Annotated in this window: 35 protein-coding genes; 1 reads left to right on the plus strand and 34 read right to left on the minus strand. The window is 35.4% G+C overall.

What is annotated here, in order from left to right; genetic code table 11:
* The first annotated feature begins 73 nt into the window (after positions 1 to 73).
* Entirely contained in the window at positions 74 to 700 is a 627-nt protein-coding gene (locus NAT50_RS07180; RefSeq protein WP_250592544.1) for a MarC family NAAT transporter, read from the plus strand.
* A 50-nt stretch (positions 701 to 750) separates the two neighbouring features.
* On the opposite strand, the gene ctlX is transcribed toward NAT50_RS07180, so the two are convergent.
* The 34 genes from ctlX to rpsJ form a co-directional block, all read right to left on the minus strand.
* Positions 751 to 1,704: a citrulline utilization hydrolase CtlX gene (ctlX, locus tag NAT50_RS07185; RefSeq protein WP_250592545.1), complete on the minus strand. Its 954-nt coding sequence runs from the start codon at positions 1,702 to 1,704 to the stop codon at positions 751 to 753.
* Positions 1,701 to 2,660 (minus strand): arginase, encoded by a 960-nt coding sequence (rocF, locus tag NAT50_RS07190; RefSeq protein ID WP_250592546.1) that lies wholly within the window; start codon positions 2,658 to 2,660, stop codon positions 1,701 to 1,703. Before rocF ends, ctlX begins: the two co-directional genes overlap by 4 nt.
* Before the next feature lie 112 nt (positions 2,661 to 2,772).
* Complete coding sequence (locus tag NAT50_RS07195; protein WP_250592547.1) at positions 2,773 to 4,056, minus strand: citrate synthase; 1,284 nt, start codon at positions 4,054 to 4,056, stop codon at positions 2,773 to 2,775.
* Positions 4,057 to 4,255: 199 nt separating this feature from the next.
* Positions 4,256 to 5,548 carry a phosphopyruvate hydratase gene (gene eno, locus NAT50_RS07200; RefSeq protein ID WP_250592548.1) on the minus strand — a complete coding sequence of 431 codons (1,293 nt, stop codon included), beginning with the start codon at positions 5,546 to 5,548 and terminating at the stop codon, positions 4,256 to 4,258.
* A gap of 127 nt (positions 5,549 to 5,675) precedes the next feature.
* On the minus strand, positions 5,676 to 6,785 hold the full coding sequence (gene carA / locus NAT50_RS07205) for a glutamine-hydrolyzing carbamoyl-phosphate synthase small subunit (protein WP_250592549.1): 1,110 nt from the start codon (positions 6,783 to 6,785) through the stop codon (positions 5,676 to 5,678).
* Between the two features lie 86 nt (positions 6,786 to 6,871).
* Positions 6,872 to 7,354: a 50S ribosomal protein L17 gene (gene rplQ / locus NAT50_RS07210; RefSeq protein WP_250592550.1), complete on the minus strand. Its 483-nt coding sequence runs from the start codon at positions 7,352 to 7,354 to the stop codon at positions 6,872 to 6,874.
* 62 nt (positions 7,355 to 7,416) lie between these two features.
* Complete coding sequence (locus NAT50_RS07215; RefSeq protein ID WP_250592551.1) at positions 7,417 to 8,409, minus strand: DNA-directed RNA polymerase subunit alpha; 993 nt, start codon at positions 8,407 to 8,409, stop codon at positions 7,417 to 7,419.
* A 23-nt stretch (positions 8,410 to 8,432) separates the two neighbouring features.
* Positions 8,433 to 9,038 (minus strand): 30S ribosomal protein S4, encoded by a 606-nt coding sequence (gene rpsD, locus NAT50_RS07220; RefSeq protein ID WP_250592552.1) that lies wholly within the window; start codon positions 9,036 to 9,038, stop codon positions 8,433 to 8,435.
* Positions 9,039 to 9,122: 84 nt separating this feature from the next.
* Positions 9,123 to 9,506 carry a 30S ribosomal protein S11 gene (gene rpsK, locus NAT50_RS07225; RefSeq protein ID WP_250592553.1) on the minus strand — a complete coding sequence of 128 codons (384 nt, stop codon included), beginning with the start codon at positions 9,504 to 9,506 and terminating at the stop codon, positions 9,123 to 9,125.
* An 11-nt stretch (positions 9,507 to 9,517) separates the two neighbouring features.
* On the minus strand, positions 9,518 to 9,892 hold the full coding sequence (gene rpsM, locus NAT50_RS07230) for a 30S ribosomal protein S13 (RefSeq protein ID WP_250592554.1): 375 nt from the start codon (positions 9,890 to 9,892) through the stop codon (positions 9,518 to 9,520).
* 2 nt (positions 9,893 to 9,894) lie between these two features.
* Entirely contained in the window at positions 9,895 to 10,011 is a 117-nt protein-coding gene (gene ykgO, locus NAT50_RS07235; RefSeq protein ID WP_002987490.1) for a type B 50S ribosomal protein L36, read from the minus strand.
* Between the two features lie 10 nt (positions 10,012 to 10,021).
* Positions 10,022 to 10,237 carry a translation initiation factor IF-1 gene (infA, locus tag NAT50_RS07240; RefSeq protein ID WP_007136545.1) on the minus strand — a complete coding sequence of 72 codons (216 nt, stop codon included), beginning with the start codon at positions 10,235 to 10,237 and terminating at the stop codon, positions 10,022 to 10,024.
* Between the two features lies 1 nt (position 10,238).
* Entirely contained in the window at positions 10,239 to 11,585 is a 1,347-nt protein-coding gene (gene secY / locus NAT50_RS07245) for a preprotein translocase subunit SecY (protein WP_250592555.1), read from the minus strand.
* A 13-nt stretch (positions 11,586 to 11,598) separates the two neighbouring features.
* Positions 11,599 to 12,051 (minus strand): 50S ribosomal protein L15, encoded by a 453-nt coding sequence (gene rplO / locus NAT50_RS07250; protein WP_250592556.1) that lies wholly within the window; start codon positions 12,049 to 12,051, stop codon positions 11,599 to 11,601.
* A 14-nt stretch (positions 12,052 to 12,065) separates the two neighbouring features.
* Positions 12,066 to 12,245 carry a 50S ribosomal protein L30 gene (rpmD, locus tag NAT50_RS07255; RefSeq protein WP_250592557.1) on the minus strand — a complete coding sequence of 60 codons (180 nt, stop codon included), beginning with the start codon at positions 12,243 to 12,245 and terminating at the stop codon, positions 12,066 to 12,068.
* A 12-nt stretch (positions 12,246 to 12,257) separates the two neighbouring features.
* A complete protein-coding gene (gene rpsE / locus NAT50_RS07260) occupies positions 12,258 to 12,782 on the minus strand; it encodes a 30S ribosomal protein S5 (protein ID WP_250592558.1) in 525 nt (174 codons plus the stop codon).
* A 6-nt stretch (positions 12,783 to 12,788) separates the two neighbouring features.
* The gene (gene rplR / locus NAT50_RS07265) at positions 12,789 to 13,142 is read right to left on the minus strand and encodes a 50S ribosomal protein L18 (protein WP_250592559.1); all 354 of its coding nucleotides are present in this window, start codon (positions 13,140 to 13,142) and stop codon (positions 12,789 to 12,791) included.
* An 11-nt stretch (positions 13,143 to 13,153) separates the two neighbouring features.
* Entirely contained in the window at positions 13,154 to 13,699 is a 546-nt protein-coding gene (gene rplF / locus NAT50_RS07270) for a 50S ribosomal protein L6 (RefSeq protein WP_250592560.1), read from the minus strand.
* A 14-nt stretch (positions 13,700 to 13,713) separates the two neighbouring features.
* Positions 13,714 to 14,112 (minus strand): 30S ribosomal protein S8, encoded by a 399-nt coding sequence (rpsH, locus tag NAT50_RS07275; protein WP_250592561.1) that lies wholly within the window; start codon positions 14,110 to 14,112, stop codon positions 13,714 to 13,716.
* A gap of 107 nt (positions 14,113 to 14,219) precedes the next feature.
* Positions 14,220 to 14,489: a 30S ribosomal protein S14 gene (rpsN, locus tag NAT50_RS07280; RefSeq protein WP_250592562.1), complete on the minus strand. Its 270-nt coding sequence runs from the start codon at positions 14,487 to 14,489 to the stop codon at positions 14,220 to 14,222.
* A 3-nt stretch (positions 14,490 to 14,492) separates the two neighbouring features.
* The gene (gene rplE, locus NAT50_RS07285; protein WP_250592563.1) at positions 14,493 to 15,044 is read right to left on the minus strand and encodes a 50S ribosomal protein L5; all 552 of its coding nucleotides are present in this window, start codon (positions 15,042 to 15,044) and stop codon (positions 14,493 to 14,495) included.
* A gap of 2 nt (positions 15,045 to 15,046) precedes the next feature.
* Positions 15,047 to 15,361 (minus strand): 50S ribosomal protein L24, encoded by a 315-nt coding sequence (rplX, locus tag NAT50_RS07290; protein ID WP_250592564.1) that lies wholly within the window; start codon positions 15,359 to 15,361, stop codon positions 15,047 to 15,049.
* 12 nt (positions 15,362 to 15,373) lie between these two features.
* Positions 15,374 to 15,742: a 50S ribosomal protein L14 gene (gene rplN, locus NAT50_RS07295; RefSeq protein WP_014166275.1), complete on the minus strand. Its 369-nt coding sequence runs from the start codon at positions 15,740 to 15,742 to the stop codon at positions 15,374 to 15,376.
* 2 nt (positions 15,743 to 15,744) lie between these two features.
* Positions 15,745 to 16,002, minus strand: a complete 258-nt coding sequence (rpsQ, locus tag NAT50_RS07300; RefSeq protein WP_073311703.1) for a 30S ribosomal protein S17 — start codon at positions 16,000 to 16,002, stop codon at positions 15,745 to 15,747.
* A gap of 15 nt (positions 16,003 to 16,017) precedes the next feature.
* Positions 16,018 to 16,209, minus strand: a complete 192-nt coding sequence (gene rpmC / locus NAT50_RS07305) for a 50S ribosomal protein L29 (RefSeq protein WP_250592565.1) — start codon at positions 16,207 to 16,209, stop codon at positions 16,018 to 16,020.
* 12 nt (positions 16,210 to 16,221) lie between these two features.
* Positions 16,222 to 16,647 carry a 50S ribosomal protein L16 gene (gene rplP / locus NAT50_RS07310; RefSeq protein WP_250592566.1) on the minus strand — a complete coding sequence of 142 codons (426 nt, stop codon included), beginning with the start codon at positions 16,645 to 16,647 and terminating at the stop codon, positions 16,222 to 16,224.
* Positions 16,648 to 16,665: 18 nt separating this feature from the next.
* Entirely contained in the window at positions 16,666 to 17,406 is a 741-nt protein-coding gene (gene rpsC, locus NAT50_RS07315; RefSeq protein WP_250592567.1) for a 30S ribosomal protein S3, read from the minus strand.
* Between the two features lie 5 nt (positions 17,407 to 17,411).
* Positions 17,412 to 17,822, minus strand: coding sequence for a 50S ribosomal protein L22 (gene rplV / locus NAT50_RS07320; RefSeq protein ID WP_250592568.1), 411 nt, complete (start codon positions 17,820 to 17,822; stop codon positions 17,412 to 17,414).
* 8 nt (positions 17,823 to 17,830) lie between these two features.
* Positions 17,831 to 18,109, minus strand: coding sequence for a 30S ribosomal protein S19 (gene rpsS / locus NAT50_RS07325; protein ID WP_073311710.1), 279 nt, complete (start codon positions 18,107 to 18,109; stop codon positions 17,831 to 17,833).
* A 6-nt stretch (positions 18,110 to 18,115) separates the two neighbouring features.
* Complete coding sequence (gene rplB, locus NAT50_RS07330; protein ID WP_250592569.1) at positions 18,116 to 18,940, minus strand: 50S ribosomal protein L2; 825 nt, start codon at positions 18,938 to 18,940, stop codon at positions 18,116 to 18,118.
* A gap of 10 nt (positions 18,941 to 18,950) precedes the next feature.
* Complete coding sequence (gene rplW / locus NAT50_RS07335; protein WP_250592570.1) at positions 18,951 to 19,241, minus strand: 50S ribosomal protein L23; 291 nt, start codon at positions 19,239 to 19,241, stop codon at positions 18,951 to 18,953.
* Between the two features lie 6 nt (positions 19,242 to 19,247).
* The gene (gene rplD, locus NAT50_RS07340) at positions 19,248 to 19,877 is read right to left on the minus strand and encodes a 50S ribosomal protein L4 (protein WP_250592571.1); all 630 of its coding nucleotides are present in this window, start codon (positions 19,875 to 19,877) and stop codon (positions 19,248 to 19,250) included.
* On the minus strand, positions 19,877 to 20,494 hold the full coding sequence (gene rplC, locus NAT50_RS07345; RefSeq protein ID WP_250592572.1) for a 50S ribosomal protein L3: 618 nt from the start codon (positions 20,492 to 20,494) through the stop codon (positions 19,877 to 19,879). The genes rplD and rplC overlap by 1 nt, the downstream gene beginning before the upstream one ends.
* A gap of 113 nt (positions 20,495 to 20,607) precedes the next feature.
* Positions 20,608 to 20,913, minus strand: coding sequence for a 30S ribosomal protein S10 (rpsJ, locus tag NAT50_RS07350; protein WP_073311719.1), 306 nt, complete (start codon positions 20,911 to 20,913; stop codon positions 20,608 to 20,610).
* Positions 20,914 to 20,923: the final 10 nt, after the last annotated feature.

Here is a 20,923-nt window from a genome sequence, read left to right on the forward strand (position 1 = left end):
TCTTATAGAAATAGTTACTTAACATTTCTTTTATATTACATACTCAATAAGAAGCTAACTTTACCAAAAAACTATGGATTTATTCTTTTACATCTTCGCCGCCTTATTTTCTGTTTTAAACCCTATCGGAGCTATCCCAGTATTTGTTGGTTTGACCAATGGTTATAGTCGGGAAGAATTAATTAAAACATCATTCTGGACAGCTGTTAATGTATTTATAATATTGATTGTAGCCTATTTCATGGGGGAATATGTCTTGCGTTTTTTTGGAATTAGTCTCGAATCATTGCGAATCGCTGGAGGACTTATTATTGCCAATTCTGGTTTTGGACTTTTGTCTGGAAAAGTAAAAAAAAGAAAGGGAATCAATAAAAAAGTGGAAGATGAAGCACAACAAAAACATGCTATTGCATTAACTCCGTTGGCAATGCCTCTATTGGCAGGTCCTGGCTCTATTTCTTTATTAATTGCATTTTATCAAGAACACCATAATTTGACCGCTATTTCCATTGCTATTGGCGCTATTTTAGCCGTAGCTTTATCGATCTATCTCGTATTGAGAAGTGCCAATTATCTAGTAAAATATTTGGGTGAAGCGGGAATTGTAGCCATTTCGCGAATCGTTGGATTCTTTGTCATTGCGATTGGTATTCAGTATATCGTGAATGCTTTACTCACTATCATTAAAGGAAATTTTTAAAAGAAAAAAAACCAATACTATTGCTGATGAATAGTATTGGTCTTTTTATTTTAATTAATTAGGGATGTTATTTTTTTTGGAAGAAAAACTTCTGCCATCATACATCGCGCACTTCCTCCGCCACACGTTTCTATAGTTTCTAAATTAGCACTTAAAATTACAGCATGTTTTTCTAACTGCTCTATTTGTTTTGTTGATAACGATTGACGAGCTTGTTCACTCATCACCAAATAATGCTGGTTTTTATCTCCTAAAACTTCTAACATATTTCCAGCAAAATGATTCACTTGGGCTTCAGAAATCAGAATAATTTCTTTGCCATCTTGGCGTAGATTTTCTAATACATTTTTGCGCTCCGTTTTATCCTCAATACATTCGGCACAAACGACAGCAAAGGTATCACCTACGCACATCATCACATTGGTATGATAAATAAGTTCACGGTTTTCTCCTACTGTTTGATAGGCTTTAAAGATTACCGGAGTGTATTCGAAGTCTTCACAAAATTCAATAAACAATTCTTCGTCTGCACGAGGAGACAAAGCGCAATAGGCTTTGCCATTGGCTCTATCCAAAACCACACTTCCGGTTCCTTCTAAATATACCTCTTGCTCTTCTGCTTCGGTATAATCCATCACGCTTTCAATCACGAATCCTTGAGCTTCCACTGCATCTAGAACATCTTCACGACGCTCCAAACGACGATTTTCTGCAAACATCGGATACAAAGCTACCTCACCATTTTCATGAAACGAGATCCAGTTGTTTGGAAAGATACTATCCGGAGTATCGTTTTCTTTACTGTCATCCAACACAATAACATGAACACCTACTGCTTTTAATTTTTCTACCAAACCATCAAACTCTTGTTGCGCTTTGGCATTAATTGCTGCTGGCAACATTCCTTTGAATTCTTTTTGATAGAAGTTATTTACAGCTGTCTGTTCATTGCTTCTAAAAGCAACCGGACGAATCATCAAGATTGTATTGGTGTTTTGTTTCATTTTCTGTTTTTTATTACATCCGTTATCGCTTCAACAATCTCTAGTGTTACTTCTGCCATTGTATTTCCTTTTTCATCCAAACATGGATTAACTTCTACAATTTCCAAGCACACTGTTTTTTGATTTTGAGATAAAGCTGTTAGTAATCCTTTGGCTTCTATTGGTGAAATTCCATTAGGAACTGGAGTCCCGGTACCGTATGAAGTCAATTCAGGATCCATGGAATCTACATCAAAAGTAACGTACACAAAATCGCAATCTTTTAATTGTTCCTCAATCTGTTGCACGATGGCTGTTATTCCTTGATTGTGTACATCATCTACAGTAAACCATTTTATGCCCAGTTGTTTTATAATTTTTTCTTCTTGCTCTTCGGTATCACGAACCCCGACATAAACTACATCTTTTGGGTTAATCTTTTGGGTTATTCCTCCCACAGCTTTGAGTTCGTTCCACAGCGATACTGTTTCGGGATCAACCTCATTGACTTTACATTCTAAATTATCTAGATTCATTACTGAAGCCAGAGGCATGCCATGCATGTTGCCAGAAGGAGTTGTATAAGGCGTATGAATATCCGCATGTGCATCAATCCAAACCACACCAATTCGTTTGTCAGGAAAAGCCGATTTGATTCCTGAAATAGTTCCTCCTGCAGAACCATGATCTGCTGCTAAAATAATTGGAAAAGAGTTTTTGTTTAAAATATCAGCGACTTTAGTATTAAGTTCCTGATAAACGGAAAGAAGTCCGTCAATTCGCTTTGCGAAAGGATATTTGGTAGGTCGGTCTAAAAATGCGTTGGTAATATTCAGTTGTTCGAGAGTGTTTTCTCCAAAAAGGTAACTCCCCTTTGTCCTGGCAGCAGTCATGATAGCATCTGGCCCCAAAGATGCTCCCCGCGTACCGGCGGTAATTTCGGATTTGTTGATTAAAAAAGTAACATTAGTACTCATAAAGATTTTATTTGATTGTCGTACGAACGTATCGCACCATCTGTTTCTTAACGAGCAAATATAAAAAAAAGCCTCTCTATTAGAGAAGCTTTCTTGATATTAAATTTAATCTTTATCTTTTATCCATTGGTATAAAGGATCTCAAAGGATGACCTGTATACACTTGACGAGGACGACCGATAGGTTCTTTGTTCACACGCATTTCTTTCCATTGTGCTATCCAACCTGGTAAACGACCAATAGCAAATAATACTGTAAACATATCTGTTGGGATTCCTAAAGCACGGTAAATAATACCAGAATAGAAATCTACGTTAGGATATAAGTTTCTAGATTTGAAGTACTCGTCTTGTAAAGCAGATTCTTCTAATTTTTTAGCAATATTCAAAATAGGATCATTTACTCCTAAAGTTGCTAACACTTCATCAGCCGCTCTTTTGATAATTTTTGCACGAGGGTCAAAGTTTTTATAAACACGGTGACCGAATCCCATTAAGCGGAAAGGATCGTTTTTATCTTTCGCTTTCGCTAAATACTTATCAGCATCTCCACCATCTTTTTGAATTTCTTCTAACATTTCCAATACCGCTTGGTTAGCACCTCCGTGAAGTGGTCCCCATAGTGCCGAAACACCTGCTGATATTGAAGCAAACAAACCTGCATGAGAAGAACCAACAATTCTAACCGTAGATGTTGAACAGTTTTGCTCGTGATCTGCATGTAAAATAAATAACTTATCTAATGCATCTACAACCACTGGATTGATTTCGTATGGACCAGTAGGTAGTTTAAACATTAATTGCATGAAATTCTCTACATAACCAATAGTATTATCATAATAATTTAGAGGATAACCCATCATTTTTCTGTAGGTCCAAGTAGCAATAACTAGGAATTTACCCATTGTTTTGCATACTGCTTCATACATTTCTTTTTCGTTTTCAACATTTACCACCTTAGGATTGAAAGCAGTTAATGCACTAGTCAAAGAAGATAACACTCCCATAGGATGGGCAGTCTTAGGGAAACCATCAATGATGTTTTTCATCTCTTCATTCACCAAAGTGTATCTTCTGATATCTGTTTCGAACTGTGTTAACTGTTCTTTTGTTGGTAATTCACCGAAAATAACCAAATAAGACACTTCTAAGAAGTTGGCTTTATCTGCTAAATCTTCAATGGCATACCCTCTGTAACGAAGAATACCTTCTTCCCCATCAAGGAAAGTAATATCACTTTTACAAGAACCTGAGTTTTTATAACCCGGATCTAATGTAATCGCACCTGTTAAAGCACGTAATTTTTCTATATCGATGGCAGCCTCATTCTCACTTCCTACGATTACCGGAAATTCATATTTATTGCCATCAAATTCTAATATCGCTGTTTTTGACATAATGTAATTTGGGAATTAATCTTAATATATATTTTAACAAATTTAACGAAATAAGAATCAAATAAAAAAGTTTTAAGGAAACGTTTTCGTTAATAATTTTATAAAATTCGTAAATTTAATATACATCTTCTTTACATATATAAAAAAAGTCTGATTATTTTAAGATAATCAGACTTTTAGACTTTAAAAAAGCGGTTTATTATTTGACTTTAAATGCATTTTTTCCAGGGAAATACGCTACATCTCCTAATTCTTCTTCGATACGCAATAATTGATTGTATTTTGCCATACGATCTGAACGAGAAGCCGATCCCGTTTTAATTTGACCACAATTTAAAGCAACAGCTAAATCTGCAATAGTATTGTCTTCTGTTTCACCCGAACGATGTGACATTACCGATGTATAACCTGCATTATGCGCCATATTAACTGCAGCAATAGTTTCAGTTAAAGTACCAATTTGATTCACTTTAATCAAAATTGAATTCGCGATACCTTTTTCAATTCCTGTTGATAGACGTTCAACATTGGTCACGAATAAATCGTCTCCTACCAACTGCACTTTATTACCAATTTTTTCTGTTAACAACTTCCATCCTTCCCAGTCATCTTCATACATTCCGTCCTCGATCGATATAATCGGGTATTTAGAAGCTAATTCTGCTAAATATTCTGCTTGCTCAGAAGATGTTCTAATTTTTCCGCTTTCACCTTCAAATTTCGTATAATCATATTTTCCGTCCACATAAAACTCAGAAGCAGCACAATCTAAAGCAATCATGATATCCTCACCAAAAGTATACCCTGCGTTTTCTACAGCAACCTTAATAGAATCTAAAGCATCTTCTGTTCCTCCTGCTAAGTTAGGCGCAAAACCTCCTTCATCTCCAACCGCGGTAGAAAGGTTTCTGTCGTGTAATACTTTTTTAAGATTGTGGAAAATTTCAGTACCCATTTGCATCGCATGCGTAAACGAAGTGGCTTTAACCGGCATAATCATAAACTCTTGGAAAGCGATAGGCGCATCAGAGTGTGAACCTCCGTTAATAATATTCATCATAGGAACCGGTAACGTATTACCTGAAACACCTCCTACGTAACGATACAAAGGCAAACCTAACTCGTTAGCTGCTGCTTTGGCTACAGCCAAAGAAACTCCTAAGATAGCATTCGCTCCTAGGTTAGATTTGTTAGAAGTACCATCTAAATCGATCATGATTTTGTCAATCAAATTTTGCTCGAAAACTGAAGTTCCTAACAACGCCTCTGCTATAGTAGTATTAACATTTTCAACTGCTTTTAAAACTCCTTTACCCATGAAAGCCTTACCTCCATCACGTAATTCTACCGCCTCATGTTCTCCGGTTGAAGCACCAGAAGGAACAGCAGCTCGTCCTAAAATACCATTTTCAGTTACCACATCCACTTCGATTGTAGGATTACCTCTTGAATCAAGGATTTGCCTTGCATGTACTTTTATAATAATACTCATTGTTATTCTTTTTATTTGTTATAAATCTATCACACTATTCTACTAAAAGAACATTTTACAAATTTATTTAATCTACACAAACAACCATAGTTAAAATAAAATTGTTATTAACGATAACGTTTTAGTTTTAATTTTTAGCCGATTTAATATTGTCTAAAAATTGATCGAATAGATAAGACGAATCATGTGGCCCGGGACTTGCCTCAGGATGGTATTGTACTGAAAAGCAGTTTTTAGACTTCATTCGCATTCCAGCTACAGTTCCGTCATTTAAATGAATATGTGTAATTTCTAAATCAGGATGATTGTCCAACGCTTCTTTATTCACAGCAAAACCATGATTTTGAGAAGTAATTTCTCCTTTTCCACTTATTAAATTTTTAACCGGATGATTGATTCCTCTGTGCCCATTAAACATCTTATAGGTTGAAACACCATTGGCTAAAGCAATAATCTGGTGTCCTAAGCAGATGCCAAACAACGGGTAGTTATTAGCAATGATTTCTTTTGCTACATTTATAGCACCATCCAAAGGATCTGGATCGCCAGGCCCATTTGACAAGAAATAGCCATCAGGATTGAAAGCTTTAAGCTCTTCAAAAGAAGAATTATAAGGGAATACTTTGACGTAACAATCTCTTTTTGCTAAATTTCTTAAGATATTTTCTTTAATTCCTAAATCTAAAGCTGCAATTTTATAGGTTGCATTTTCGTTTCCGTAAAAATAAGGCTGATTAGTAGAAACTTTCGAAGCCAATTCTAAACCTACCATATCAGGTGTCTGTGCCAAAAGCGCTTTTAACTCATCAACTGGTGTCCCATCAGTACATATCACAGCGTTTTGTGCACCATGATCTCTAATGTATGATACGAGAGCACGAGTATCCACATCGGATATACAGATCAGATTTTGCTTTTTAAAATAATCAAATAAATTACTTTCTGAATATGGTCTCGAATGAAAAGTAGAGAATTTTTTACAAACCAAACCCGCTATTTTAATAGAATTTGATTCTACCTCCTCTTCATTTACACCATAGTTCCCGATATGGGCATTGGTCGTAACCATAATCTGTCCATAATAAGAAGGGTCTGTGAAAATTTCTTGATAACCAGTAGTTCCGGTATTAAAACAAACCTCTCCAAAGGTTTTCCCAGAGATTCCGATTGATTTACCGTGAAAAATAGTACCATCTGCCAGTAGTAGTATTGCAGATTGTGATGTAGTGTGTTGCATTGTAAAAAAAAGTTTTGCAAATTTATCTAAAAAAAAAGGATAAACTATAAAGTTTATCCTTAAATATTTATGAAGTAAGATTCATCTTATTCAGCAGTTTCAGAAGATTCTTCAGCAGCAGGAGCTTCAGGAGCAGATTCAGCTTTTTTAGCTTTTCCACCACGACGGCTTTTTGCTTTTTTAACTTCTTTTTTACCACCGTTGTATAACTCGTTGAAATCTACTAATTCGATCATCGCCATATCAGCGTTATCTCCTAAACGATTTCCTAATTTAATAATACGAGTATATCCACCTGGACGATCGCCTACTTTTGCAGCTACATCTCTGAACAAATCTGTTACAGCGTATTTGCTTTTTAAGTAAGAAAAAACGATACGACGGTTGTGAGTAGTATCTTCTTTTGACTTTGTGATAAGCGGCTCAACAAATTGTTTTAATGCTTTAGCTTTAGCAACAGTAGTGTTAATACGCTTGTGCTCGATTAGAGAACAAGCCATATTAGCCAACATAGCTTTTCTATGCCCAGTTTGTCTGCTTAAATGGTTTACTTTTTTTCCGTGTCTCATGACGTTACTTTTTGTACTTCATCTTGCTTCGATCCACCTTGGAGAGCAAAATATGAAGTAATTTATTCTTTATCTAACTTATATTTTGACAAATCCATTCCGAATGTTAAATTCTTGTTGGCTACTAATTCATCAAGCTCTGTTAATGATTTTTTACCAAAGTTACGGAACTTCATTAAGTCATTTTTATTAAACGATACTAAGTCGCCCAACGTATCAACTTCAGCAGCTTTTAAGCAATTTAATGCTCTCACTGACAAGTCCATATCCACAAGTTTAGTTTTTAACAACTGTCTCATGTGTAAAGACTCCTCATCGTAAGATTCAGTTTGAGCGATCTCATCAGCCTCTAATGTGATTCTCTCATCTGAGAACAACATAAAGTGGTGAATTAATACTTTAGCAGCTTCTGTTAGAGCATCTTTAGGGTGAATAGAACCATCAGTTTTAATTTCAAAAACCAATTTTTCATAATCCGTTTTTTGCTCTACACGGAAGTTTTCGATAGCATACTTCACGTTCTTTACTGGAGTAAAGATTGAATCTGTAAAGATCGTACCAATTGCAGCGTTTTGTTTTTTATTCTCTTCTGCAGGTACATATCCTCTACCTTTTTCGATAGTAATTTCCATGTTAAGGTTTACTTTACTATCTAAATTGCAAATTACTAATTCCGGGTTTAACACCTGGAAACCAGACATGAATTTTTGGAAATCACCTGCAGTAACTTGATCTTTTCCTGTGATTGATATTGTCACAGCTTCGTTATCAATATCTTCGATTTGACGTTTTAAACGTACTTGTTTCAGATTAAGGATAATTTCGGTAACATCTTCAACAACACCAGAAATAGTAGAGAATTCGTGATCAACACCTTCAATGCGTACAGATGTGATAGCATAACCTTCCAATGCTGAAAGTAAAACTCTTCTAAGTGCGTTACCAACAGTCAATCCATATCCCGGTTCTAAAGGTCTGAATTCAAACTTACCTTCAAAATCGGTAGAATCGATCATGATAACTTTATCGGGCTTTTGAAAATTAAATATTGCCATAAATTTTCGACTGATGTCAATTATTATTTGTTGTACAATTCGACGATTAGTTGTTCTTTAATGTTCTCTGTAATTTGAATTCTTGCAGGAACAGATACGAAAGTACCTTCTTTAGTATCGTTATTCCAAGTAATCCACTCATAAACATGAGAAGAAGCAGCTAAAGAACGTTCGATAGCCTCTAATGATTTAGATTTTTCACGAACAGCAACTTTGTCACCAGGTTTTAAATGGTAAGAAGGAACGTTAACCACTTCACCATTTACAGTAATATGTCTGTGAGTTACAATTTGACGTGCAGCTCTTCTTGACGGAGCGATACCCATTCTATAAACTACGTTATCTAAACGAGCTTCACATAATTGTAAAAGGATTTCACCAGTTACACCTTTAGAAGCAGCAGCTTTTTCAAACAAGTTTCTGAATTGTTTTTCTAAAATACCATAAGTATATTTAGCTTTTTGCTTTTCCATTAACTGGATTGCATATTCAGATTTTTTACCTCTCTTTTTAGCTAAACCATGTTGCCCTGGAGGGTAATTTCTTTTTTCGAAGGCTTTATCATCTCCGAAGATTGCTTCGCCAAATTTACGAGCAATTTTTGTTTTTGGACCAGTATATCTTGCCATTTTAAAAATTTTTAAGGTAGAGATTATGAATTCAGGTCAGTATCCTCCGATAATCTGTTTTCTACCTAGTTATACTTAAATAAATTAAACTCTACGTCTTTTTGGAGGACGACATCCGTTGTGAGGTAATGGAGTAACATCGATGATTTCTGTTACTTCGATTCCTGCATTGTGAAGAGAACGGATTGCCGATTCTCTACCATTTCCAGGACCTTTCACAAAAACTTTCACCTTTTTAAGCCCAGCCTCTAATGCTACTTTTGAACAATCTTCAGCGGCCATTTGAGCTGCATACGGAGTATTCTTTTTAGAACCTCTGAAGCCCATTTTTCCAGCTGATGACCATGAAACAACTTCACCTTTTTTGTTAGTTAACGAAATGATGATGTTGTTAAAAGTTGCACTAATATGAGCTTCTCCTGTCGACTCAACGATAACTTTACGTTTTTTTGTGCTTGTCTTAGCCATATTACTACTTATTATTTAGTTGCTTTTTTCTTGTTAGCAACAGTTTTTCTTTTACCTTTTCTAGTTCTAGAATTGTTTTTAGTTCTTTGACCTCTTAATGGAAGCCCTGATCTGTGACGGATTCCTCTGTAGCATCCGATATCCATTAAACGCTTGATGTTTAATGAAGTTTCAGAACGCAATTCACCTTCAATTTTGTAGTATGAAACTGCGTCACGGATAGCTCCAATTTCTTCGTCATTCCACTCTTGAACTTTTTTATCTTGACTCACTTGAGCCTTTTCTAGAATTTCGATAGCTCTGCTTTTTCCAATTCCGAAGATATATGTCAAAGCGATAACTCCTCTTTTGTTTTTAGGTATATCTACCCCTGCTATTCTTGCCATAATTATCCTTGTCTTTGTTTAAATCTAGGATTCTTTTTGTTAATAACGTATAATCTTCCTTTTCTACGTACGATAATGCACTCGGCACTACGTTTTTTTACTGATGCTCTTACTTTCATTTTAGTAGCTTTAGTATCTATAAGTAATTCTTGCTTTGGATAAATCGTAAGGACTCATTTCCAGTTTCACTTTATCACCAGGTAATAATTTGATGTAATGCATACGCATTTTTCCTGAAATGTGAGCAATAACGATATGCCCATTCTCTAACTCAACACGGAACATCGCATTTGACAATGCTTCAATGATTGAACCGTCTTGTTCTATTGCTGATTGTTTTGCCATATTAAGCTAATGCTTTTCTGTTTTTACCACTCTTCATCAAACCATCATAATGTTTGTTTAACAAATATGAATTGATTTGCTGAATTGTATCGATTGCAACTCCAACCAAAATTAACAATGATGTACCTCCAAAAAACAATCCCCATTGTGCTTGTACACCTAATACACTTACTACAATTGCTGGGAACACAGCAAGCAAAGCAAGGAATAAAGATCCTGGGAAAGTAATTAAAGACATCACTCTATCCAAAAAGTCAGCCGTTTCAACTCCAGGTTTAACACCAGGAATAAAACCTCCACTTCTTTTCAAATCATCAGCCATCTTATTAGTAGGGATGGTAATTGCTGTGTAAAAATACGTAAAAACTACGATTAATGTAGCAAATAATAAATTATACTCCCATCCGAAAATATCTTGAAATCTTGTGCTGATTGATTGAGCTGTTTCCGATGATGATAATCCGGCTACAGCAGCAGGAATAAACATAATTGCCTGAGCAAAAATGATTGGCATAACTCCAGACGCATTTAATTTTAGCGGGATAAACTGACGATTACCACCCATTAAATCTTGCTCCATATCACCTGAAACGGTGCGACGAGCATACTGAACAGGCACTCTTCGAACAGCCATTGTCATCAAAATACAAGCTACAATTACAAGTAACCAAATAATAATTTCTAAAACCAATAACATTGGTCCTCCATTGTTATTTGAAATCACTGAAGAAAATTCTTGAGTGAACGCTTGCGGTAATCTTGCAACGATACCAACTAAAATTAATAAAGAAATACCGTTTCCAATACCTTTATCAGTAATTTTTTCTCCTAACCACATTGCAAAAATTGTACCTGTAGTCAAGATAATTACAGACGAGAATAAGAATGCAAATGAATTAAATCCTAACAAGAAAGCATCGGCAGGCAATGTTCTGTACAAGTTATAAATATAACCAGGACCTTGAACTAGAGTAATACCAATAGTTAACCATCTTGTAATTTGGTTCATTTTCTTTCTTCCGCTTTCTCCTTCTTTTTGTAATTTCTGTAAATAAGGAACAGCGATTCCCATTAACTGTACTACAATAGAAGCAGAAATATAAGGCATAATACCCAAGGCAAAAACTGAAGCCTGAGAGAAAGCACCACCAGTGAAAACATCAATTAACCAACCAATACCTTTGTCGGTTTGATCAGTTAATCCTTGCAACTTAGTAGCATCAATTCCAGGCAAAGTCACCTGAGCACCAAAACGATAAACTAACAGAAATCCTAATGTAATTAGGATTCTGTTTCTTAGTTCCTCAATTTTCCAAACGTTTTGTAATGATTCAATAAATTTCTTCATCGTGTTCAGAAAATTATAATTCTATAGCTTCACCACCAGCAGCTTCGATAGCAGCTTTAGCAGTAGCCGTGAATTTGTGTGCACTAACTTTTAATTTTGCTTTTAGCTCACCTCTACCTAAGATTTTCACAACTTCAGTTTTAGTAGCTAAACGGTTTCCAACGATAGTAGCAAAATCTACTGTATCCGTTACGATACCGTTATCAACAAGAGCTTGTAAAGTATCTAAATTAATACCTTGGTATTCAACTCTGTTGATATTTTTGAAACCAAATTTAGGAACACGTCTTTGAAGTGGCATTTGACCTCCTTCAAAACCAATCTTTTTAGAGTAACCAGAACGAGACTTAGCTCCTTTGTGACCACGTGCAGCGGTACCACCTTTACCAGAACCTTCACCTCTACCTACTCTTTTGTTTTGGTTGTGCGTTGAACCTGCAGCTGGTTGTAAATTACTTAAATTCATAACAATATCAGTTATTAAGCTTCTTCTACAGAAACCAAATGTTTAACTTTATTTACCATTCCAAGGATAGCAGGATTTGCATCGTGCTCAACAACTTGTCCTATTTTACGTAAACCTAAAGAGACTAAAACTCTTTTTTGGTTTTCTGGACAGTTGATTTTGCTTCTTACTTGTTTTACTTTAATCTTTGCCATAATTTCCTTGAATTAACCTTTAAATACTTTCTCTAAAGATACTCCTCTTTGTTTAGCTACAGTAGCTGCACTTCTCATTTGTAATAAAGCATCAAAAGTTGCTTTTACTACGTTATGAGGATTCGAAGAACCTTGAGATTTTGATAATACATCGTGAATACCTACTGATTCAAGAACTGAACGAACAGCACCACCAGCAATTACTCCAGTACCATGAGAAGCAGGCATTAAAAATACTCTTGCTCCACCAAATTTACCTTTTTGCTCGTGAGGAACAGACTGACCACTTAAAGGAATTCTCACCAAGTTTTTCTTTGCATCTTCTACCGCTTTAGCAATAGCTTCAGAAACATCTTTTGATTTTCCTAATCCGTGTCCAACCACACCGTTCTCGTCACCTACAACTACAATAGCAGAAAAACCGAAAGCTCTACCACCTTTTGTAACTTTAGTAACACGATTCACACTAACTAAACGATCTTTTAATTCAAGACCGCTTGGTTTTACTAACTCTACGTTTTTATAATTATGATACATAATTTCTTAGAATTTTAATCCAGCTGCTCTCGCACCTTCTGCTAATGATTGAACACGACCGTGATATAAATATCCACCTCTATCAAATGTAACATTTTCGATACCAGCTTTTACAGCTTTTTCAGCAACCAATTTACCCACTGCAGCAGCAACTTCGATTTTAGTTCCTTTAGTATCAACACCTTTTTCGCGAGAAGAAGCTGCTATCAATGTAACACCATTCACATCATCTATAAGCTGAGCATAGATTTCTTTGTTACTTCTGAATACAGATAAACGAGGTCTTGCAGCAGTTCCGCTAACAATCTTTCTAATTCTGTACTGTATTCTTTGTCTTCTATCAGATTTTGTTAATGACATAATCTTAATTTTTAAGCTGATTTACCTGCTTTTCTTCTTAATACTTCACCTACAAATTTCACACCTTTTCCTTTGTAAGGTTCAGGTTTACGGAAAGAACGGATTTTAGCCGCTACTTGTCCTAATAATTGTTTGTCGTGAGAAGTTAGCTTTACAATTGGATTTTTACCTTTTTCAGAAACAGTCTCTACTGTAACTTCAGGAGCCACCTCTAAAACGATATTGTGAGAATAACCTAAAGCCAAATCAAGTTTATTTCCTTGATTAGAAGCTCTGTAACCTACTCCCACTAATTCTAATTCTTTTGTAAAACCAGTAGATACACCAGTAATCATGTTATTGATTAAAGCTCTATACAAACCGTGTTGAGCTCTTTCTTCTTTGCTATCGGCAGCTCTTGAAACAAGAACTTGATTTTCTTCAACAGTTACAGTAACATTGCTTGTAAACTCTTGAGAAAGTTGCCCTAGTTTTCCTTTTACTGTAACTACAGCATCTTTAACTTCTACAGTTACACCCGCTGGAATTACAATTGGATTTTTACCTATTCTTGACATTTCTTATCTCTTTTTTAGTATACGTAACAAATTACTTCACCACCAACATTTAACTGCTTAGCTTGTTTACCTGTCATAACTCCTTTAGAAGTTGACACGATAGCAATACCTAAACCATTTAAAATTCTAGGCAATTTAGCTGCACCTGCGTACTTACGTAAACCTGGTTTACTAATTCTTTGAATATCTTTAATCACAGGCTCTTTAGTATCTTTATCATACTTTAGAGCGATTTTGATAGTACCTTGAACAGTACTGTCTTCGAATTTGTAGCTAAGGATATATCCTTGATCGAATAAGATTTTTGTGATCTCTTTTTTCAAATTAGAAGCAGGAATCTCCACCACTTTGTGGTTCGCTTTCACCGCGTTTCTAATTCTTGTTAAGAAATCCGCAATTGGATCTGTATACATATAAACAAAATTGTGGTTATGGTTTTCAACTCACCCTCAGTGAGTTGAACCTTTAACCTATTAAACTTTAATATTTTAAGTTTGCAAATATAATACTTTTTTGCAAACTACCAAGAAGCTTTTTTAACTCCTGGAATCAATCCTTGGTTAGCCATTTCACGGAATGTTACACGTGAAATACCGAATTGACGCATATACCCTCTTGGTCTACCTGTTAATTTACAACGATTGTGTAAACGAACTGGTGAAGCATTTTTCGGTAATTTTTGTAATGCAGCGTAATCTCCAGCTTCTAACAAAGCTTTTCTTTTCTCTGCATATTTTTCTACCGTTTTTTGTCTTTTAACCTCACGGGCTTTCATTGATTCTTTAGCCATGTCTTAATTCTTTTTAAAAGGTAAACCTAATTGAGCTAATAACGATTTTGCTTCTTTATCTGTGCTTGCAGATGTAACAAAAGTAATATCCATACCAGCAATTTTATTTACTTTATCAATATCAATTTCTGGGAAGATAATTTGTTCAAGAACTCCAAGATTGTAGTTTCCTCTACCGTCAAAACCTGTAGATTTGATACCGTTGAAGTCTCTTACACGTGGTAAAGATGAAGTAATCAATCTATCTAAGAACTCATACATTCTTTCTCCACGAAGGGTTACTTTAGCACCAATTGGCATTCCTTTTCTCAATTTGAAAGACGCAACGTCTTTTTTAGAGATAGTAGCTACCGCTTTTTGACCAGTAATCTTTGTTAATTCTTCTACAGCGTAATCGATAAGTTTTTTATCAGACACAGCTGCACCAACACCACGGCTTACTACAATTTTTTCCAATTTTGGAACTTGCATTACATTTTTGTAGCCGAATTCTTCTGTAAGAGCAGCAATTACTCTGCTCTTATATTCTTCTTTTAGTCTAGGTATATAAGCCATCACTATAGTACTTGATTAGATTTTTTTGAAAATCTTACTTTCTTATCTCCTTCTACTTTAAAACCTACTTTAGTTGCCTCTTTTGATTTAGGATCAATTAAAGATAAGTTAGAAATATGCATAGGAGCTTCTTTCTTAACGATTCCACCTTGAGGATTTTTAGCACTTGGCTTAGTGTGTTTAGACACCATATTTACACCCTCAACTACGGCTTTATTTTTTTCACGATATACACGTAAAACTTTACCTTCAGCACCTTTATGGTCACCTGCGATAACTTTTACGATATCACCTGATTTTATTTTTAGCTTTATCATTGTAAATAATAATTAAAGCACTTCTGGTGCTAATGATACAATTTTCATGAATTGTTTTTCACGAAGTTCTCTAGCTACCGGACCGAAAACACGAGTTCCTCTCATCTCACCTGCTGCATTTAATAATACACAAGCGTTATCATCGAAACGGATGTAAGATCCATCAGCTCTTCTAACTTCTTTTTTAGTTCTAACAACAACTGCAGTTGAAACCGCACCTTTCTTAACGTTTCCGTTAGGAGTTGCATCTTTAATAGCTACTACAATTTTGTCACCAACAGAGGCATAACGACGTTTCGTTCCTCCTAAAACACGGATAGTTAAAACTTCTTTAGCTCCCGTATTATCTGCTACTTTTAGTCTTGATTCTTGTTGTACCATAATTATTTCGCTCTTTCAATGATTTCAACTAATCTCCAACATTTAGATTTAGATAAAGGTCTTGTTTCCATGATCTTTACCGTATCTCCGATGTTACAGTCGTTTGTTTCGTCGTGTGCAACATATTTTTTAGTTTTTAACACGAACTTACCATATAATGGGTGTTTTACTCTTGTTACTTGAGAAACAACAATAGATTTATCCATTTTGTTAGAAGTAACTACACCAATTCTTTCTTTTCTTAAATTTCTTTTTTCCATCTTTTCAGCTGAATATTATTGAAGCTCTCTTTTAGTTAATTCAGTTGCAATTCTTGCTACTGAACGTCTAAGACTTCTAATTTGAAGTGGATTCTCAATTGGAGAAATAGCATGAGCAATTGTTAGGTCGGCATAGGTCTTTTTTAGTTGAACTAGCTTTTCTTGTAACTCAGCTGCAGATAGATTTTTAATTTCTGATTGTTTCATAATCTAATTATATTATGCTTCGAAATCTCTAGCAACGACGAATTTAGTTTTTACTGGTAATTTTTGTGCTGCAAGACGTAAAGCCTCTTTTGCAACAGCTAGTGGCACACCACCTACCTCAAACATGATTCTTCCTGGTTTAACAACAGCAGCCCAGTATTCAACTGCACCTTTACCTTTACCCATACGTACTTCAAGAGGTTTCTTTGTAATAGGCTTATCTGGGAAAATTTTAATCCATAATTGTCCTTCACGTTTCATGTAACGAGTAGCTGCGATACGAGCTGCTTCGATTTGACGAGACGTTAAAAACATTCCATTTTCATGTACAGATTTAATTCCAAACATTCCATTTGAAAGTTCATGACCTCTGTTAGAGTTCCCTTTCATTCTACCTTTTTGTACCTTACGGTATTTTGTTCTTTTAGGCTGTAACATTTTTCTTTAATTTAAAAATTACTTTCTTTTACGAGCTCCCGGTTTACCGTTTGATTTTCCACCACGTGGAGCATCACCACCTTTACCAGCTGCAGATTTTTTATCCATACCTACAAGTGGAGAAAGATCTCTCTTTCCGTAAACTTCACCTTTCATGATCCAAACTTTAACCCCCATTCTACCGTAGGCAGTGTGAGCTTCAGCAAGAGCATAATCGATGTCTGCTCTGAAAGTTGATAGAGGAATTCTTCCTTCTTTGAAACTTTCTGAACGCGCCATTTCAGCTCCGTTTAAACGACCAGAAATCATTACTTTGATTCCTTCTGCATTCATTCTCATAGATGCAGCGATTGCCATTTTGATAGCTCTTCTGTATGAAATACGGCTTTCAATTTGACGACAGATGCTATTTGCAACTAAATAAGCATCTAATTCAGGTCTTTTAATTTCAAAGATATTGATTTGAACCTCTTTGTCAGTAATTTTCTTAAGTTCTTCTTTCAACTTGTCTACCTCTTGACCACCTTTCCCGATAATAATACCAGGGCGAGCAGTAGTGATAGTAACGGTTACAAGTTTCAAAGTTCTTTCGATGATTACTTTTGATACACTAGCTTTTGATAAACGAGCATGAATGTACTTTCTGATTTTGTAGTCTTCGGCGATTTTATCACCGTAGTCATTACCACCATACCAGTTAGAATCCCATCCTCTGATGATACCAAGGCGATTTCCGATTGGATTTGTCTTTTGTCCCATCTTTATTAATTGCTTTGTGTGTTATTACTAGCTCCCAAAACGATAGTTACGTGATTTGAGCGTTTTCTAATTCTGTGTGCACGACCTTGCGGAGCTGGACGAAGTCTTTTTAACATCATACCACCATCCACTTTGATCTCTTTTACAAATAAGCCTGCTTCAGCTACATTACCTTCACTATTTTTTTGCTCCCAGTTGTTGATTGCAGATAATAATAGTTTTTCTAATTTTCTTGAAGCTTCTTTTTGACTAAATCTTAATATATTTAGTGCATTCTCAACTTTCTGACCTCTTACCAAGTCTGCTACTAAGCGCATTTTTCTAGGTGAAGTAGGGCAGTTATTCAATTTAGCAAACGCCAAAGACTTGTTAGCCTCTTTTCTTGCTTCTGCTGATTCTCTTTTACGAACTCCCATGTCTTCTTTTATTTTTTACCTTTATTTTTAGCTCCAGCGTGACCTCTAAAAGATCTTGTTGGTGAAAATTCACCTAACTTGTGTCCTACCATGTTTTCAGTAACATAAACTGGAACAAATTGACGACCGTTGTGAACTGCAATTGTTTGTCCTACGAAATCTGGTGTAATCATTGAAGCTCTAGACCAAGTCTTTACCACTCCTTTGTTTCCACCTTCGATATTTTCTTGTACTTTCTTCTCTAATTTATAGTGTACGAAAGGTCCTTTTTTTAATGAACGTGCCATGTCTTATTATTTCTTTCTACGTTCTACAATATACTTGTTGCTCGGGTTTTGTTTAGCACGGGTTCTGTAACCTTTAGCCGGTAAACCTTTTCTTGAACGTGGGTGACCTCCAGATGAACGTCCTTCACCACCTCCCATTGGGTGATCTACTGGGTTCATAGCTACTGGTCTTGTTCTAGGTCTTCTACCTAACCATCTTGATCTACCTGCTTTACCAGAAACGATTAACTGGTGATCAGAGTTAGAAACTGCACCAATTGTTGCAGAACATGTTAACAAAATAAGTCTAGTTTCTCCAGAAGGCATTTTGATAGTAGCATATTTACCATCACGAGCCATTAACTGAGCGAATGTACCTGCAGAACGAGCAATAACAGCACCTTGTCCTGGACGTAATTCAATACAAGAAATAACTGTACCTAGAGGAATTTTACTAAGTGGTAATGTATTTCCAATTTCTGGAGCAGCCTCAGGGCCTGACACCACTTTTTGACCTACTTGTAAACCATTTTGAGCAATGATATACGTTTTCTCACCATCAGCATAAGCTAATAACGCGATAAAAGCAGTTCTGTTTGGATCGTATTCGATTGATTTAACCGTAGCTGGAATACCATCTTTAGTTCTTTTAAAATCAACGATACGATATCTTTGTTTGTGACCACCACCTGTATAACGCATGGTCATCTTTCCTTGACTATTTCTACCTCCAGAGTTTTTTTTCGGAGCGATTAATGAACGCTCCGGCTTATCAGTTGTAATAGCGTCAAAACCATTAACAACTCTAAAACGCTGACCCGGGGTAATAGGTTTTAATTTTCTTACTGACATCTTTTTTTACTTAGATATTGTTGTAAAAATCTATTGTTTCTCCTTCTTGTACTTGAACTACCGCTTTTTTGTAAGCATTAGTTTTTCCTGAAATCATACCACTTTTTGTATATTTAGTAGTACGGTTAGGACGTACGTTCATTGTATTTACTTCTACAACAGTTACACCATAAGCAGCCTCTACAGCTTTCTTAATTTGTACTTTGTTAGCTTTTTTATCTACAACGAAACCAAAGCGATTGAATAATTCACCGTCTTTAGTTATTTTTTCTGTAACGATAGGTTTAATAATGATACTCATGGCCTATTATTTGCTTAAATTTTCTTCAATTCCTTCTAAAGAACCCTCTAAAAGAACTAAATTATTTGCGTTTAATATCGCATAAGTACTTAATTCTGAATTAGTTACTACAGAAGAACCTTTTAAATTACGAGATGACAAATATACATTTTTATTTGTATCACCCAGCACGAATAAAGATTTTTTATTCTCTAATCCTAACGCTTTCAATACGTTAATGAAATTTTTAGTACTTGGAGCTTCAAAATTGAAGTCTTCTACTACGATTAAATTTGATTCTTGTGCTTTTAATGTTAAAGCTGATTTACGAGCCAAACGTTTTAAAGCTTTGTTTAATTTGAAAGAATAACTTCTTGGTCTTGGACCAAAAACAGTACCTCCACCTTTAAACAATGGACTTTTCTTAGATCCTGCACGAGCAGTTCCAGTTCCTTTTTGCTTTTTGATTTTACGAGTACTACCAGCTACTTCAGCTCTTTCTTTAGCTTTGTGAGTACCTTGTCTTTGATTAGCAAGATATTGTTTAACATCTAAGTAAACAGCATGCTTGTTAGGCTCAATTGCGAAAACCGAGTCAGAAAGTTGAACTTTTCTGCCAGTTTCTTTTCCGTTGATATCTAAAACTTTTACTTCCATTACTTCTGAATGATTACATAAGAGTTTTTGTGACCAGGAACACATCCTTTAACAACAAGCAGGTTCTTTTCAGCAACCACTTTTAAAACTCTAAGATTTTGTACTTTTACATTATCTCCACCCATTCTTCCAGCCATACGCATTCCTTTGAATACTCTAGATGGATAAGATGAAGCTCCAACAGAACCAGGAGCTCTCAAACGGTTATGTTGACCATGAGTTTGTTGACCAACACCACCAAAACCGTGACGTTTTACAACACCTTGGAAACCTTTACCTTTAGAAACACCTTGAACATCTACAAACTCTCCTTCAGAGAATAGATCTACAGTGATCACATCACCTAATTTGTGCTCATTCTCAAACCCTTGGAATTCAACGACTTTCTTCTTAGCTACAGTTCCTGCTTTCTTGAAGTGACCTTCTTCAGCTTTTACTGTGTGCTTTTCAGTTTTGTCATCGAAACCAAGTTGAAGAGCTTCATACCCGTCAACCTCATTGGTTCTGACTTGGGTAACAACGCATGGACCAGCCTCAATAACAGTACAAGGGATGTTTTTCCCGTTCTCATCAAAGATGCTAGTCATGCCAATTTTTCTTCCGATTAACCCAGACATATTAACTAATTATTAATTATTTACTAAAATTTTTATTTTTTGAGTGTGCAAAAGTAGGCATTATGTTTTGAATATCAAAACATAATGCCTAAATATTTATTCTCAGTGAATTATCACACTTTGATCTCAACTTCTACTCCACTTGGCAACTCTAATTTCATTAGAGCATCGATAGTTTTTGAAGAAGAAGAATAGATATCTAATAATCTTTTGTATGACATTACTTCAAATTGCTCTCTCGACTTTTTATTTACGTGTGGAGAACGCAATACAGTAAAAATCTTTTTGTTTGTTGGTAACGGAATTGGACCAGTCACCACAGCACCTGTACTTTTTACAGTTTTTACGATTTTCTCTGCTGATTTATCAACCAACATGTGATCGTAAGATTTTAATTTTATTCTGATTTTTTGACTCATTTTCTTAAAA

This window comes from Flavobacterium luminosum (genome assembly GCF_023635005.1).
Lineage (GTDB): Bacteria > Bacteroidota > Bacteroidia > Flavobacteriales > Flavobacteriaceae > Flavobacterium > Flavobacterium luminosum.